The sequence below is a fragment of the Acetivibrio mesophilus genome, assembly GCF_004102745.1.
GTDB lineage: Bacteria > Bacillota > Clostridia > Acetivibrionales > Acetivibrionaceae > Hungateiclostridium > Hungateiclostridium mesophilum.
This window is the reverse complement of record NZ_RLII01000019.1, coordinates 54,700-72,077: the sequence shown is the minus strand read 5'-3', so window position 1 is coordinate 72,077 and position 17,378 is coordinate 54,700. Positions and strand designations below refer to the sequence as shown.

Sequence of the window (17,378 nt, the reverse complement as noted above, 5' to 3'; positions counted from 1 at the left end):
ACTGTCTTTCCTCCGACTGTCGCACTTATCATCCTGTTTAGCAAATCGTAGCTGTAGCTTGCTGTAAGCTCCGTTGTTGAGCCTGTTGTTGTACGCACCTCTATCTGATTGCCGTTTTCATCATAACCATAGCTCTGTATTCGGGTCACTACACCTGTTGTCTCAATCCTATTAAGTCTGTTCCACTCATCATAGACATAGGTGTTGACTATCTGCAATGTTCCGTTTTGACTTATTTCCTCTTTTTTCCTGTTTCCTGCAACATCGTAGTGGTACAGTGTAAATCTGCCATTTGACTCACTTACCGTCTCCAGTCGGTTCAATGCATCATATTCATAATCTGTTATCCTTGTTCCGCCAGCCAGGTGCTCAATCTTTTTAGTTTGATTATTTGCTTCATCATAAGTATACTTATACTTTTCAATTTCAGCATCTACTATAGGAGTTCCCTGGTTAACTACCTTTACCCTTCGGTTGATAAGGTTGTTAAGCGTCCCATCCGGATAATAATCATATACCTCTTCATACCTATAGGTTTGTCCATTCTTTGTAAATTCCGGATACAATACACTCTTTCTGGCCCCATTGTCATAATACTCGTATGTTATTAATTTTGACCTGTCCAGGCTGCTTATTGAGGCTCCGTTTGCAACAGTTCCGTCATATACATACTTCAGCCTTCCTGCCTTGTCATAAACCTTTGTTGTGTAATTATTTTCAGGGTCTCTGCTAACCTCAGCAGTAAGGTAAACAGTCTCTCCCTGCTCTGTTGTATCCTGTACTATTATATCATAATAGTATCTCACAGATCCGCTGTCCTGTACTTTTTTCGTTTTTACCCTGTTGAGTTGATCATATAAGCGGGATGTCAAGCCTGTTGAGTCTGTCATATGGGTCATATTTCCGTTGTCATCATACTCATAAGATATCTCAACCGGTGTTTTATTTGCTTGTGTTGTTACCTGTGATATCAATCTTCCATGAATATCATAAGTATAGGTAGTTACTGCACCGTTTTGCTGAGTCTCACTACTGCTTCTTCCAATCTCCTCACGAAGGGTTCCGTCCGGGTCATACCTATAAGATACTACCTTCTTATAGTTGTAGCTATAGCTACCATTAGCACCTTCAGTTCTTCCGTCATGGTCAATTCTCTTTGTAATCTTGTTTGCAGCATTGTACTCGTTTGTTGTTGAGATGTATACGGTGTCAATGTTCTGCCCTTCTGTTTTCAATATCTCCTGGGTCAGCATATTACCATTTCTGTCATAGGTATATCTCGTCTTCTCTCCCTTTGCATTTATAACATACCACAGCCTGTCAAACTCATCATATATATATGTTGTTACATTATTTCTTCCATCGGTTTTGGTTCTTAAATTGCCTGCATAGTCGTAACTCTGTTTTGTTACATGGTATTCGGGGTCAATTGTTTCTATAACTCTGTCATTTCTGTCATATACGTATTCTGTCCTGTTGTTTCGCGCATCATAAGAATATTTCTGACGGCTGTTTTCGTCATATACTATTCTCTCTATTGACTTACCGTAAGCATCCTTCTTTTCTATTATCCTTCCAAGCTCATCATACCGTGTTGTTTCCGTGCTGTCCGATGAAATATCTCCCCTCTCCACAGATTTAGTCTCTATAAGGATATTTCCATTCTTGTCATAAGTATACATTGTGGCATGCGTCGACCATCCATCGAGATTAGTTACTCTAATTTTAGTTTTCTCAAGCCTGTTGAGGCTATCATATATAAATTCCGTCTGATAACCGTTACCGTCCACCTCAAATCTCTTGTTTCCGTTTACATCATATTTTACAGAAGTGGTTACAGACTCGGAAACAGTTACGGTTCCACCAGCTGCCACAATTTCCCTCTGTTCGATTTGCGATTGCAGTAAACCCCTTCCGTCATATTCATAAATTCTTGCCTTCTGTAAATTGTCATACTCTTTCCTAACATTCCCTACAGCATCGTACTGGTAGTTTACCTGATACGGAGAAGAAGAAGCATATTTCATTGTATCGTCTATAGGATAAATTACTCTTTTTAATTTATTTAGCCCATTGTATTCGTATTTTGTAGTGTTACCGTTGGCATCCGTATGGCTTATTAGATTGCCTGCAAGGTCATATTTGTCTATAAGTATAGGTGTATCGCTTTCTGTGATGTTGATATCGTCCGTTTCACCCTTTTTAACCCATGTCTTTAACAGATTTCCCGAATAGTCATATTCATAGACTGTCTTAACATAATACGGGCTCTCTGCTTGACCGCTCTCAATGTACATTACCGGCTCTCCGACTTTTGCTTCGTAGCCTTTGAACTTTGTTTCGGAAATCACACGTCCAAAGGTATCATAATCATATTTTACGGAATAATATTCTTCTCCTAGCTTTCTTGTTTCAGGGTCTATTACCTTTATTACTTTGTTAATTAAATTATACTCGTACTTGGTAGAATATCCGTTCCTATACCCAATTGCATTCCATTCTTCTATCACATTTCCAAATTCATCGTAGTCATAGCGGTTAATTAACAAATCCACACCATCTGTAGTAACAAAATTCAGTGTTGAAGTGTCAAGCTCTGTCAGTTTGCCCTTGTATCTTTTCTCCTTCAACCGGTTGTTTTCATATATATATTCGGTATGGTTCATTTCTTCCAGAGACTTGCCCTCTTCATAGTTTTCAGGCGTTACTTCTGCTATTAGTCTGCCTGCCCAGTCATAATATGTTGCACTTGTTGCCCTTACTCCTTGAGCATTCAATCCGTTTATTGTACTGGTAACCTTTTCAACACGGCCGGTATCTTCATAAGAATATTCGTATTCTGTTATATTTCCTTTTGCATCTGTAACCTGCTTTACCGTACCATCCCAGTTGTATTTTGTAACTGTAGTAATGTCAGCAGACACTGTATTGGATGTCGTACTGCCTTCAGGTACGATTAATCCGTTCTCTGTTACTGTTTCAAGTCTACCGAGGTCATCATATGTATAGCTGACAACCACAGGGTTTCCATATGTTTGTACAATGTTGTAGTCATTAGAAGAGTCTGTGGCACTGTACACAGTAGTTTCATTAGTTACATTACCTGCAGCATCATACTCGTATATGGTAACAACTGCATATGTATAATTTGCACCCTCAGGAACCGTTACATCATAAATATCTTCAGGTTCTACAAACACATACTTTCTGTCCGGCTTGCCCAGGTGATTGTTTTGGTACATGACAACTTGTTGCTCGAGTACACCTTTAACAGAATTCCATACATTTATCATTTCCGTCTTTATATTTCCGTCATTATCGTATTCATACTCTACCTGTGTTCCTTCAGGTAATATTATTTTTTCCAACCTTCCGTGGTCATCGTATTTATATACTTTTCCTATATAGTTGTCAGGTTCTGTCTTTTCGCCCACTAAAGGAACCTTTTCAACACCAGTTTCTTCCGTCGAAAGTTTTCCGCTATTTTTGTACGAATACTTCGTCTTAGTGTAATAAACAATCTCTTTGCCGTTACCGTCTTCATCCTTTTCAACTCTTACCTCAAGAGGTACTCTCTTGGCTTCAATTCTACCCAAACCGTCATATGCATAATATGTTGTATAACTTCCTACCGTTTCAGCACTTAATTTCCCATTTTTTAAATATTTCTTTCTAATCGTTGGCTGCCCGGTAGACTCCACAATTTCAACTCGTTCATGATAATCCATTGTGGTTTTTGTCTGGATACATTCGTAAGGTGTATACACTCCGTTTTTGTAATAAACGTTTTTGATATCAACCTTATTTTTCACTGTAAATATCTTATCGTCTGATAACTTTACTGTTTTATCCACCGCTTGATAATCGTACTCTTCCAATATTACAGGAGATACCACCCATTCATTCTTTTTGAACTTCTTGTATTTCAGCCTGTTCAATTCATCATACTCATAAATATATATTGTTCCATCAGGCATTTGCTCCGTTTGCAAATTACCGGCATTGTCGTAGGTATATTTTGTTATGTATTCTACTTTGTTATCTTCGTCGTCAACCAAAGTCTCAACCACAGTTTTTAATCTACCGTTCCAATCATAGAAATACTGGGTTCCATCGGCATCAGCTCCATGCTTTTCATATTGAATTGGCGATATTTCCTTAAACTTTTTACCATAGCCATCGTAAACAGTCTTTGTAGTACTGTTCCTTTCTCCGTCGCTTACTGTTACTGTTACTTCCTCTTTTACATTTTCTACATTATCATCTCCATAGGAATATTCCGTATTAAAGCCCATTGGAGTAATCTTTGATTTTATTCTTCCTACATTGTCATAGGTATATTGAGTTTCGTTGCCTAAAGAGTCCTTCACAGTTTTTAGGTATCCATTGGTATGATAATCATATTCCGTTTTTACTCCATCAGGATCAATCACTTCTTTTATAAGTCCATTAACTTTTAAACCTTTTTCTCCAACGTTGTAGTATTCGTATTTTGTAGTTGCATATATAGCCGAATCTCCACTACCTTCTATTCTCCTCTTAACCTCTTTTAGACGTTCCTTATTGGTTTCATCGTATACGTATTCTGTATAAGCATCAGTTTTATTGTTTTCCTTCATTTCCACTTCATGAGTCAGATTGCTCCGGAAGGTTATATCGTTACCGCTGCGTTGGTAAAAATAATCATATTCATACTCTGTCCTAGGTGCTGAGTCTACTGAAGCATTTGTTCCATCGTCAATAAACCTCTCTGTCACCATTTTTACATTACCGTTTTCATCTGTTTCCTGAACAGTGGTATATCCATACTTGTCCTTTGTATACTTTCTAACACTTCTGTTTGTAGATGTTGCACCAATAGATTCATTTTCCTCTCTTGTCAGGTTTGTAGTATCTACCCATGCGCCGTTTATTTTCATCTTGTATTTGTATTCAACAACACTTCCGTCACTATACTCCTCACGTATTGGCTGTTTTAGGAAATGGCTGTACGAAATCGAAACGGAAACATTGTTTTCATCAATAAATTTCCTTTCAAGTTTGCCGGAAATCTCTTCAGAATCAACATTCTCACCGGCAACCGGATCAATGTATCTCCAATACTTTACCTTATCGTATGCATCTGTCTGTTTGTATATCCTTCCGGTGTCCTCATCATAATAATTTCTCTGAATAGTTATAAACTCTTCAACACCGGTTTCTTCATTCTTTTGTTCAGTCTGAATTTCCCTCAACTTCTTTACATTCTTTTTGTCGGTTGATATATCATTCTCCGCTGTATAATAAGTATACTTAGTAGCTTTTCCATATACATTGACGACCTGGTCAAGATGTCCTGTTGTACCGTTCAGCAAATATTGAACGGTTCTTCCTATATTGTCACTTACAATAATAGTATTTGAAGTTGAATAGTTAAAAGTTAATGCTCTTCCTGCATTATCACTCACGCGGGTAATTCTATAAACTGAATTTACGTATTCTCCCTGTATATTTACCCTGTTTTTATGTTTGTCTTCTATCCACACAAGCCTATATGCATTATCTGATGTGCTTATCTTTTTAAACCCATACCGTGTTGTATCACTCATAACAAGCACATACTCACCGGTATTTGTCATGTATTCCAGATGATCGTAGTTTCCATAGGATGCAGTAAATCCGTCCGTCTTATTCCCTTCAAACACCGTAGTCTTACCTGCTCCAAGCTTGATTTCAACTCCTGATGAATGCTTGGTTACATACCATGATGCCACATAAGCTGTCTTACCATCCGAAAGCTTGATTTTGTACCACTCATTTCCATTTACATCTCTTTCAGTCACAGGCTGTCCGTTAACTGTCTCGAAAAGTAGAACAGCTCCTCTTGGAACAAGACCAAAAGATTTACTATTCACAGTTGGCTTTTCTCTCACATTTAGAGCAGATGCTGTCACTTTTCCATAATTGCTTATCTCCACGAGTTTTGAATCGTAATTAAATCTCCATCCATATCCAATTACTGTCTTTTCTTCATTATCCGAAGAGTCATATGTTCTTATAAGTTCAATCGGAATACCCGGAGAATCAATCTTTAGATCCGAAACTTGTGTGGAATAATCGCCCGAAAGCATTACATCTCCCACTGTTTTCTTTACAATTGATCCGGTATACATCTTAAGTCCAGGAAGAACTGAAGGTACATACTTCTGAGCCTTATTCATGTACCCACCTTTGTTTTCTCCTCCGACTATATAAATTTGACTGTATACAACCGCTGTTCCAAATGAACTTCTTGGCTCTTCTACATAACCTGATCCGGGAGACACAATAGATCTTGTCATCTTCTTCCATGTGTTTGTCTCGGGATCATATTCTTCAACAACTGCCAAATGGTCAACTCCATTATACCCGCCAAGAGCGTATATCTTACCTTCTACAACTTCCAAACCAAGGTTTGCTCTTTTATACTGCATACTGCTGCATGTTGTCCATATATTATTAACAGGATCATATTTTTCAACTGTTGCGAGGTACCCGCTGTCATTATATCCTCCAACAACATATATATATCCGTTAAACTCAACAGCTGCAGCTCCGCATCTTGCAGTCGGCATATTCTTTATGGTTTGAGTCTGGCCTCCAACTGTACATTGGGTTGTCCACGCTTTCCTTGTTATATCAAGATCAAATACCTCAACTTTATTACTGTAGCTTCCGTCAAATCCTCCTATTGCGTATATTTTATTCCCAAAAGATGCAACTGCTACTTTTGTTCTAGGAGTCGGCATTTCACACTTATTCTCACCTGTAATAGGATCTATATTAGTCAAAACCCTGGAACCTGTTACACTGGAGAATTCTTCAACCTCGCCAACATATCCGTTAGCATTTTCTCCTCCTATTACGTAGATTTGGTTGTTAACTTCAACTACTCCCATATCTCTTCTTGGGATTTTTAATTCCAGCCTGTGTTGATTGCTTTCATCAATTACTGTCCATTTACCTTTTATTGGGTCATATTCTTCTATAACTTTAAGATAGTCTCCGTTATATCCACCAAAAACATATATCTTGGCTCCTGTTGTAGCAGCCACTGTTCCCCCTCTAGCTATTGCATTTTCCTCAAGATCTTCAGTAGTTCCTTCTCTAGGTGTTGAACTTGAAAATGCCTCAATAAGCCTTATCCAAGCAACCGTTGAAGGTTCCATGAGCTCTAAAGTATAACCTGTCTCAAGGGGTTTTGTTATTTCCAATGTATAAAAATGAGAATGATCAATATTTGCTTGAATTACCACTCTGTCAAACTTTATGTGCTGAACCTCATCACCACTCATAATTACTTTGTGATTCTCAAGAGCTGTAAAATTACGTGGATCACCATATGCCTCTCTGACATAGGTTGTCCCAACCCAATATTTCTCATTGCTATTTTGAGTAAAATTACCTTTTACTTCAAGTACACCATCGGTGAGACATGCTTTTCCATCTCCACCTTTGATTTCCTCATTATTATTTTCGTGATCAAATAATGATCTGGTTTCAAAATTACCGTTTACAAGTATATAATCTCCCGAATTTCGCATAATAAGTCTTGCATTGCCGGATAAAATGAGATTTCCTGTTACATATAGTGAACCTCCGTTTATATTCAATGTTGCATATGTCGTGGTCGTTGGTTCATCAATTGTAAGATTTCCTTCGACTATAAGTGTATGCCCGTTTAAATCCAATTCTCCTATTGGAAGCGTAAAAGACGGTACTTTTTCATTTTTATATAGTTTGTACTTTACAGCACTATAATCAGAAGTACTTTTTCCAAAATTGATATACAAAATCATAACATCTTCCATATTTATGGCACCGTTATCGTTTAAATCAGCTAGAGAGTTATAATCGTTATTTCCAATTACTGTGTTGAAACTTTTTACAATCACCATTATATCTCCCAAATTAACCGAATTGTCAGGATTATCGAAATCATTATTTTTACCAACAAGGTCTCCAAAAAACATTATAATCGGTTCTTCTTGATCTCCAATTACAGTCTCTTCAAAGATTGTTGCTACATTTAATAATTCTCTCTTCACGAACCTACTTTTTGTTATCGTTATATTATAGTAACCTGACGGCAATTGGACAAATTCAAAATACCCATTTGAATCCGTAGTCACCGTTTGGATTATAGATTGATTTTCAGGGCTTGCTCCTTTCAATTCAACCAAAAAGCCCTCTTTTATGTTTGGGTTCTTGCTTTTAAAATTTATGTCAATATATCCCGATATCTTGCACGGCGAAGTTTCTGAAAGTGTTGTCCCCTGCGGTGTATTCAAAATACTTAAATATTCAGGAACGTATATAGGAAGATCTTTATTAATTACTTGCGGCTGCTCTACTATAAAGCCTTCCATAATTTTATTACCATACCAGTCAAACAAGTAAATTGCTGATGCATCAGGTTCCTTAGCATTATAGAATTTTAGTTGTATTTGATTTTCCCTGAGTACCTTAAACTTAATAACAGCAACAGTTCCATCTACGGGTTCCGGAATACTGTTTCTGTATGATTTAATATCCACGTAACATAATGAAAAGCGAATATTTCCTTCATTAGGGGCATGAGATACAAAGCGAAAAGGCAAATATTCCTCATCTAAAAATATATCGCTTCCCGAAAGTATAGGACTATAACCATAAGGAGTTAAATCATCTTTGACTGGCATTACAACATTAGGATCATAAGCAAGATTCAACTCAATACCTGCCAATTCAGCTAACTGTTTTACTTTCACAGTTGCTGTTATGATATCTCCTTCCGAAGCTGTGGTTTTGTCAAACTCAACATATACTTTTGGGACAGTATCTTCATCGTATATGCTAAGAGTATAAGGCTCCGTTTCGGAAAAGCCTTCAGCCGAATAAACCATTACATAATAAAATCCTGTATTTAGCTGAGTTATTAATGTTTCATCCAAGCTGCCTACATTCATAGAACGTGCAACTTCAAAGAATCCTTGATACATCGAATACGAATACACAACAAGGTTATAATCATTACCTTCCGGAATATTCTGAAGTCTTATTCCAACGTTCATATCTTTATTAATATTAAAACGGTAAATGTCACAGTCATCAATATTATCTATAGTTGCGTATATAGTGCTTCCCATATCAATTGATGGCCTGCCATAATATCGAACATCATAAATATTGTCATTGACTTCATAGCTGTCCGGTTCAGTTACATAAACTTTAAGCTCATAGTTCTCTATAGAATTTGCTCCACTGAAAGAATATACCCTAATATAATATCTTCCGGGCGCATCTATAATTCTGTCTACCTTCTCATCATTGCTTCCCGACGCATGTGAAGAATATACTCTTGTAAAATCAGCATTATATAATTCTATGTCATAATCACAGCTAACAGGAATATTCTTTAATGTCACACTCAATTTTCCTGTTTCACTGATATCAATAACAAACCAATCCTCATCGGTATTAACATTCAGTGTTGCATAAACCGGTATACCATCTGTTATAGGTTGTGCTGTTTCAAAGCTGTCGTTTGGCTCATAAACATCCGGTTTATTGTTGTCTGAGTATACCAGCAGTTGATAGTTGTGATGTTCTGCCGCACTGTCAACACGGTACGCCTCAACAAATATATAGTGAGCTCCTGTATATCCAGCTGTGTGCGTAATAATATCATCACCCCTTGCTGAATAGGAGTATTTTATAACTTCTCCCGCACTATTTAATAGAAGCAAATCATAATCGTCCAAGTCATCCATTCCAGTGAGTCTAATAGTGTATGCTTTTCCAGACTCAAAATTAATTGCATAATAGTCCTGCTGAAGCCTTTCTTCCATTGAACCAAAAACCGTACACTCACTTATTGCCTGCGCGGTATCGATAGTGTGGTTATTGTTATTGTCAAAAACATAACTTAAGATTGATACATCTTGCAAAGAAAGCTGCGAAGCAGGAGTTTGTCCATTGTATGTTGCCCAAGTTACAGTTGGATATTTTTTTGTTATTTTTTCTATTTTTTCATGACTTCCAGATAATATTACATTTGTATTTTCCGGATTGTCCCCGGAGTCGTCAAAAAATCTTCCTTCTCTTACAATTGGCTTAGGAACTTTATTGTTTCCCTCTGCCGAAGTATCATAAATAAACCTAGGTTCCCTAAGATTAATCTGCCCATTCTCTTCTTCCGGTTCAGGTTCTTCGTCTGCTGGTGTTTCATTGAGAAGAGCAGCGTATGCGTTAAGTCTTCCCGATGTTTTTACTTTACCTGAAAGCTTGTCCGATTGTGTTACGTTATTAAGTATCCTTTCCTTTATTTCAGCCGCAGTTAAAGCTGTATCGTTGCTCTTTATAAGAGCTGCTGTAGCTGATACAAATGGAGCAGCCATTGAAGTTCCACTCAAATAATCATATCTTTCTAAAGTAACAGTGCTTAATATATTTGTACCGGGAGCAGCTATATCAACATTTTTACCGTAATTCGAAAATGCTGCAAGGTTCCCATCGCTTCCTATAGCTGCTACAGAAATAATATTGTCAAGATCAAAGCTAGCAGGGTATACAGGATTTTGAACTGTATTAGTAGATGTATTGCCAGCTGCGCACACAAATAATGCGTTACTTTGTGAAATAACATCCTTAAGAGCTGGGTTATATTCGCTTCCACCCCAACTACAGTTTATTATGCTTGCACCCATTCCTACGGCATATTCAATAGCTTTTATAGCATCCGAGGTATATCCGCTGCTTCCTTCAATAAATTTTACAGGCAGTATCCTGACCCTCGGTGCTGCACCAATCACTCCAATACCATTCATCTCTGCAGCAATAATACCCGAAACAGCTGTACCATGTACATCCTGTGTTGAAGAGTCGTTAACACTGTTATCATTGTTTACAAAATCCCATCCGTTTACATCATCAATTAGACCATTTCCATCGTCATCAATTCCATTGAGTATTTCATCTGTATTTGAAAATACATTACCCACAAGGTCCGGATGACTGATATCTACACCTGTATCTATAACTGCTACAGTGACTTCCTCGTCACCAGTTGTTATATTCCATGCATCCATAACATTAATATCAATTCCTGTTAATCCCTCTTGGCCATTCACTGTCTGACCATTATTTGAAAGCCCCCACTGTTTATCAAAGTGCTCATCTTGCGGAATAGCAAATGTCTTAAGTTCATAGTCGGGTTGTACATATTTTACATTAGGATCACTCTTTATTTCTTCCATTATTTTTTCTATATCTTTCTGGTCGGAAACTTCGAGAACCTCCATTTTGAACCGTTTGCTTTTATATTTTGATTTTACATCACGAACATTATCTTTTGATTTGAACTTTTCTTTTGTCTCATTAGCTTTGTTTATATCCTTATATACTACAATAATGTCTTTTTTTCTGTTCTTTAAGTTTACATTAATACCTTTATTAATTACATTCTCTTCATCCCTTTCATTGGCATCAGAAGGAACCAACACTTCATTCTTTTTTTGGTTCTTCTCTGCAGCAGAAACACTCGAGTTTTCTTCTATATCTGAAATCTCGATATCTTCTGCATATACTTCACTCGAAACCGTCTGGGATATCTTAACAGGTCCAACGGCCTGTATATTCTCTGCTGAATTATCATTTTTTTTGTTATCGACTAATTCATTTGCGGAACTATTATAAAGTCCCTTTGTCCCGGGTATAGAGTTGTCGTATGCTATACCTGTTACTGAAATGCTCTGGATAATTATTGCTATTAGAATTGCAATTGACGTGATTCTTTTTCCTGCTAGTCTCACACTTTACCCCTCCTATAATAGTTGTAAATTAGAAAAAATGAGTTATTATGTATATAAATAGGTACATAAGATTGATACTTTGGCAGTATAAATCCCTATACCTCATTGTTTTCATACATTAAAGCACTAATATATCTAAATCCATATACTAAATTGAGTAAGCAAAAAAATTAACAGACAACTATCTTTAAATCCTTAGATTACTAATTGGAAAATAATCATGTTAAATTTTATACTATCGTGTCAAAAAATTCAATACCAAATTTATATTTTTTTCAAGTTTTTATGTATACAGTCAATATTTTATCTACCTTTATTGTAAACTTATCCTATAATAAAAAATAAATATCAACATTACATTATTAATCAAATTGGTTTGCAATAAATTTTATAACGCTTTTATCTGCTGCAACAACATAAAAAAAGGCTCTTAACGAAGAATTTTTGCGTTAAGAGCCTTCTACAAGGACGGATTTTCCATATAGACAAGATATATTTGTGTTTCTATCTGCAATATACATATCGGTATATTACGGGATTTATATAATTGGTATTTATACCCTCCACTATTTTATTAATTTCTCTTGACACAACAACTCTTAGGCTGTAAAATTATTGTTGTGTATTTGGGCGATTAGCTCAGCTGGTTAGAGTACCACGTTGACATCGTGGGGGTCGATGGTTCGAGTCCATTATCGCCCACCAATAAAAAGGAAGTGCTGTCTTTTGACTTAAACAGCACTTCTTTTTTTATCTTTCTTATAAAATGTCGATTGAGAAGAATTGCAAAACAAACATAAGACTATTCGGTTAATCCACACGTAAAAGGTGAGAGCATAGTTCGCTTTGCTCTCACCTTAATGCTTTTTAAATAGTTGGCAAAAGTGCCTTATTCATTCTTTATCGCCTCTAATGCACTAAGCTTCATAGCCCTTTTGGATGGGAAATATCCTGCAATAAGACCCACAAGCACTGCTACTGCTACTGCTGCTAATGCCAACCATAAAGGTATCACCGATATTGACGCACCCTCTCCCATATCCATCATAACCCGTACGGCAATAGTATTAATAATAGCGGAAATCGTATAGCTGACTCCTATTCCAATAGCCCCTCCAAAAAAGCCTATTAGAGCCGCCTCGATTAGAAACATTCCTCTAATATCTTTAAGATAGCAGCCCAAAACCTTAAATATTCCGATTTCCCTGGTTCTTTCATATATGGACATATACATTGTGTTGGTTATACCTAACGAAGCAACAAGCAGAGAAATTGCACCTATAGCCCCTAAAATAGCCTGAACTACAGCCAACGTCTTTTTCATTTCATTTCTTGCATCGGCAAGACTGTATGCGCCAAATCCCATTTCCTTTATCTTATTTTGTACCTCTTCAACCTTATTTACATCGGTAACCTTTACCAATACTGTCTCATAGGACGTATTCCGTGAAGATGACCCTCCCCTGCTATAAGACGTGTTATAATAGACAATACTGCCTTCACTTCCTCCTTGAGATGCAGCTATTCTTTTTTCCTCTCTCTCGTTATCCTGCATAAGCTTTTTCAGGTAATCTATATTGATAAAGGCCGAATAGCTATATTCCCCGCTTTCTTTAAGTATTCCTACTCCCTGCGCCTTATATGTCTTTCTTCTGACATTGCCCGGCTGATTTGCATAGCTTTCGCCATAGGACATATCGAAGGTCATAATAAGTTTATCCTCCAGCACATTTACAGGTGGCGGTTCTCCATTATCTCCAAACATAATCATTCCACTATTTCCCACAGCCCTAGGATTATAAAAGAAGTAAGGAACCTGGCTTCCAAAGACAATTGCTCCTTTGTCATCTCCATTTAGCAGCCTTCCCTCGGATATTTCAAAGTCAAAAGCCTCCATTTTGGATGAATCGATTCCAATAAGGTCTACATGGGCTACGTACCTTCCCGATGCAAACTTAAGAAATGCCCTCAATTGCGGCATAACGGCTTCGACCCCTTCAATCTGCTCAAACTCCTTGATTACTTTATCGTCAAGGTTCTTTTGCTCCGCAAACCCGCCATTCTCCGGGAAATAATAACTATTGACTGTTATGGTATGTAAGCTTCCCATCCTGCTGAGCTGATTTTCAAAGGTTCTGTCCATCCCCACTCCTATCGACATCATTACGGCAATGGATGTAGTTCCTATCAATACACCGATGAGTGTCAACAGGGTTCTGGTCTTTCTTCTCAGCAGATTCTTAAGCGACATTCCTAATACGTCAGAAATTTTCATACAAATCAGCTCTCGCTTTCTTTCTCTTTCTAAGAACTACTATGAGAACAACAACACCTATTATTGCCACCAGTGAAATAGCCCCAATAATAAATATTATACGTGTCGGGAAGCCGCCTTGACTATTATCCATCATTCCGCCCATCATGTTAGGGTCGATCATCATGGGGTCTTCTATCACCATACCCGGTCCTCCCTGAACAAAAATCTCAAACTCCTTCTCGATCTCATTGACCTCGCCCTTATTGTCTTCAAAGGTGAAAACAACACTTCCCTTTATTTGTCCTTCCTTATTAGGGATAATATACGCTTCATAATAATCGCTTCTTCCGGGCTCAAAATTGCCTACAAAATAATCTGAACCGGGCTGTATGTCAAAGTCTCCCTTACACTTAACCATGAGATTGCTGAGGGTAGACTTACCCATATTATAGAAATTCAAAGTTACAGGAACCGTCTGTCCGATAAATGCCTCCATTCCGGTCTGAATTTCACTTATTTCAAGCCTCTGCTCCTGCATAACAGGTATACTGATGCTTTCTTTCAAGGTATATGCCTTTTTCTTATCGTCTTCGTACTCGAAATTTATATTTAACAAATAACTTTTTGGCGCAGCATCGTATTTGGTAACAAAGGTCAACTTTTTAACTACTCTAGCTCCTGCCTTTATTTCATCAACGAAAATAGTGCTACCGCTTTCTGCTGCCGGCAGGAATACCCCTTCATCTGCCAGGAAGGAAATCCCAACATTTCCCACATCTATGTTCCTATGGGTATTTAATATGCTAAGCTCAATTTCAAAGCTCTTTCCAGCTACTGCGTTTCCTGAGGATATGCTATACCGGTCAATTATAATTCTTGGTGTGGAAGTAGTTTCTTTCTCTTCTTCTTTGGTATTTTCAACATACACTCCTACGTACTGTGTAATGGTCTGCTTTCCTTTTGCTTCTCCTAAAGCTCCTTCATCATCGTATTCCACGTTTATCGCAATAGGATAGTTTTTCGTAGTCGCATCGGTTAATGCAGCAAAGACAAAATCGAAGCTTTTCTTCTCTCCCGCCTTTAAGGAATCAACCATAACAATACTTTGAGATTTGCAGATGAGTCCATTTTCAACGGTTATCCACACCTTTGCGTTAGAAAGCTCTTTTGTGCCGTTATTTACAACATCAAAGGCAACCTTAAAATCCTTATCCGGTGCAACAACTCCTGATGGAGCACTTATATTATCAATTTTTAACGAAACTTTCCCTTCGCTTTTTTCTTGTATGGGCACATAATATGTGAAGCTTTCGTTATATGAATTGCCAAACTCATCTTTATAGTCAACAGCTATATCAATCGGAAAGCTGCGGACATTTATCTTGTCGGATACGATAAGGTTAAAATTCAGCTTGCCAGTTTTGCCTCCCTGAAGGGTTTTCAGATAACTGACACCTGTCAGCTCAGAATAAATTCCGTCATTACTGAATCCTTTCAAAGTTACTTTTACATCTTTTGCATCAAGAGTCCCGAGATTTTCAAGTTCAATGGATGCACTGAATTTATCTCCTGGTGCCGGCCTCTTTGGAAGCATTTCTATACCCTTTAAAATAAGACTTGGGCTTTTATCGTTGTTTTCAATATCAACATATATGACTTCCGATGAGGAGAATATATCACCATATGAATTGCCGTATCTCAACTCTAGCTTTAATGGATATGTACCGCTTTTAGTATTCGGTTTGACAACCAAATCAAGGTTAATCTTTTTTTCTGTATCGGGCTTAATCTCATCAATAGCTATTGAAAGATGCCCCGTTGATGCTGTAAAGGGTGAATCGGCCGAGTCTGCCGCCATTGTTATTTGAATATCTTTAGCGCTAAAATTGGATATATTTTTAATAGGAAATTCAACTGAAAGATTCTTTCCTTCCTGCTTGCTATTTATCTTCCCCACAATTCTAAAGCTCGGCTTATATTCGGATGTGTTGGTTTGTGAACCGCCGGATGTTGGTTCTTTTTCTTTCTTAACACTAAGATACAGCGTCTGAGAAAATTGATCCGGACTGCCTCCCTTTTCATAATCAAATGTCAAAGTAAGTTCGTTCCCTGTTCCTTTATAGACTAGCTTAAATTTTGTAGTTCCCTCTTGGCCACTGCTCAAAGTTCCCAGCTCGTTGGCTTGAGGATAGCTATAATCAATATAGAAAGCAGAGCTCTTATCTACAGAAACATACACATTTTCCAGTGTCTCACCTGAAGCGTTTTTATAGTAAACATCAAGTTCAAACGCATCGCCGTTTGAAACACTATTTTTTGATTGACTTGACCCCATAATAATAATATCATTTGCGCCGGCAGATGCGATATTAACACCTACCAGATTAATTAGAAGCACAAAAAGTGCCAAGATGTTTATAATCTTAATTCTGTTCATATGAAACCCCCGTATATTGTTTTTCTTCAATTTTTTCAATTCTTCCATCAAGAATGTAAACTATTCTATCAGCCCTTTTGGCAATATTAAGGTCATGGGTAACCATAATCAAAGTTTGCCTGTTTTTCTTCGCAAGACCCGCCATAAGATCCAGAACTTCCAAGGATGTCTTTGAATCGAGATTACCTGTAGGCTCATCAGCAAATATGATTTCGGGATTTGTAATAAAGGCTCTTGCTATACCAACTCTCTGCTGTTGCCCTCCGCTCATCTGGGTAGGCTTGTGCCTCAGATGCTTGGAAAGCCCTACTGCTTTCAATAAATCGACGGCTCTTTTTGTTCTTTCCTTTTTTGATACACCTTTGAACATAAGAGGAAGGCTGACGTTTTCAACTGCATTTAAATAATTGACAAGATTATATGCTTGAAATATAAACCCCACATTATCCTGACGAAATGCTGCAAGCTTTTTTTCATTAAGCTTTTCGATACTTACATTCTTAATCCTTATATTTCCTCTAGTTGGCTTTTCGAGCCCGGCAAGCACATTCAAAAGTGTCGATTTTCCTGATCCGGAAGTGCCCAAAAAGCAACAAAACTCACCCTTATTAATGTTCATATTAACATCTTGAAGAGCGACTACCTTTTCTGAGCCAACTCTGTAAATTTTACTCAGATTTGTAATGCTTATTATTGGTTCCATATTGCTCTTTTCAACCGAGATATTCCTCGCCCCCTTCATGCAACAGCATCATACATGTTTTTTCATTAGTTAAAGATACTAATAATAATTGTAAATTATTCAAGTTTTAAAGTCAATTAAATATATATTAAAGTAATATAAACTTTTATTAATATTTATAAATTTTTTATA

4 protein-coding genes and 1 tRNA gene are annotated in these 17,378 nt (G+C 37.3%); 1 reads left to right on the top strand and 4 read right to left on the bottom strand.

Annotation, left to right across the window (positions count from 1 at the left end; translation table 11 throughout):
- A partial coding sequence (locus EFD62_RS12695; protein WP_128706233.1) for a S8 family serine peptidase occupies positions 1 to 11,810 on the bottom strand: 11,810 nt, incomplete at its 3' end.
- 628 nt (positions 11,811 to 12,438) lie between these two features.
- Here EFD62_RS12695 and EFD62_RS12690 point away from each other — a divergent pair.
- Positions 12,439 to 12,515 (top strand) — tRNA-Val (locus EFD62_RS12690).
- Positions 12,516 to 12,699: 184 nt separating this feature from the next.
- On the opposite strand, the gene EFD62_RS12685 is transcribed toward EFD62_RS12690, so the two are convergent.
- Genes EFD62_RS12685 through EFD62_RS12675 form a run of 3 tightly spaced genes read right to left on the bottom strand, consistent with a single transcriptional unit; the run spans position 12,700 to position 17,207 of the window.
- Positions 12,700 to 14,085, bottom strand: a complete 1,386-nt coding sequence (locus tag EFD62_RS12685; RefSeq protein ID WP_069196185.1) for an ABC transporter permease — start codon at positions 14,083 to 14,085, stop codon at positions 12,700 to 12,702.
- A complete protein-coding gene (locus tag EFD62_RS12680; protein WP_069196184.1) occupies positions 14,072 to 16,504 on the bottom strand; it encodes a COG1361 S-layer family protein in 2,433 nt (810 codons plus the stop codon). Before EFD62_RS12680 ends, EFD62_RS12685 begins: the two co-directional genes overlap by 14 nt.
- On the bottom strand, positions 16,491 to 17,207 hold the full coding sequence (locus EFD62_RS12675; protein ID WP_069196429.1) for an ABC transporter ATP-binding protein: 717 nt from the start codon (positions 17,205 to 17,207) through the stop codon (positions 16,491 to 16,493). Before EFD62_RS12675 ends, EFD62_RS12680 begins: the two co-directional genes overlap by 14 nt.
- Positions 17,208 to 17,378 lie beyond the last annotated feature (171 nt).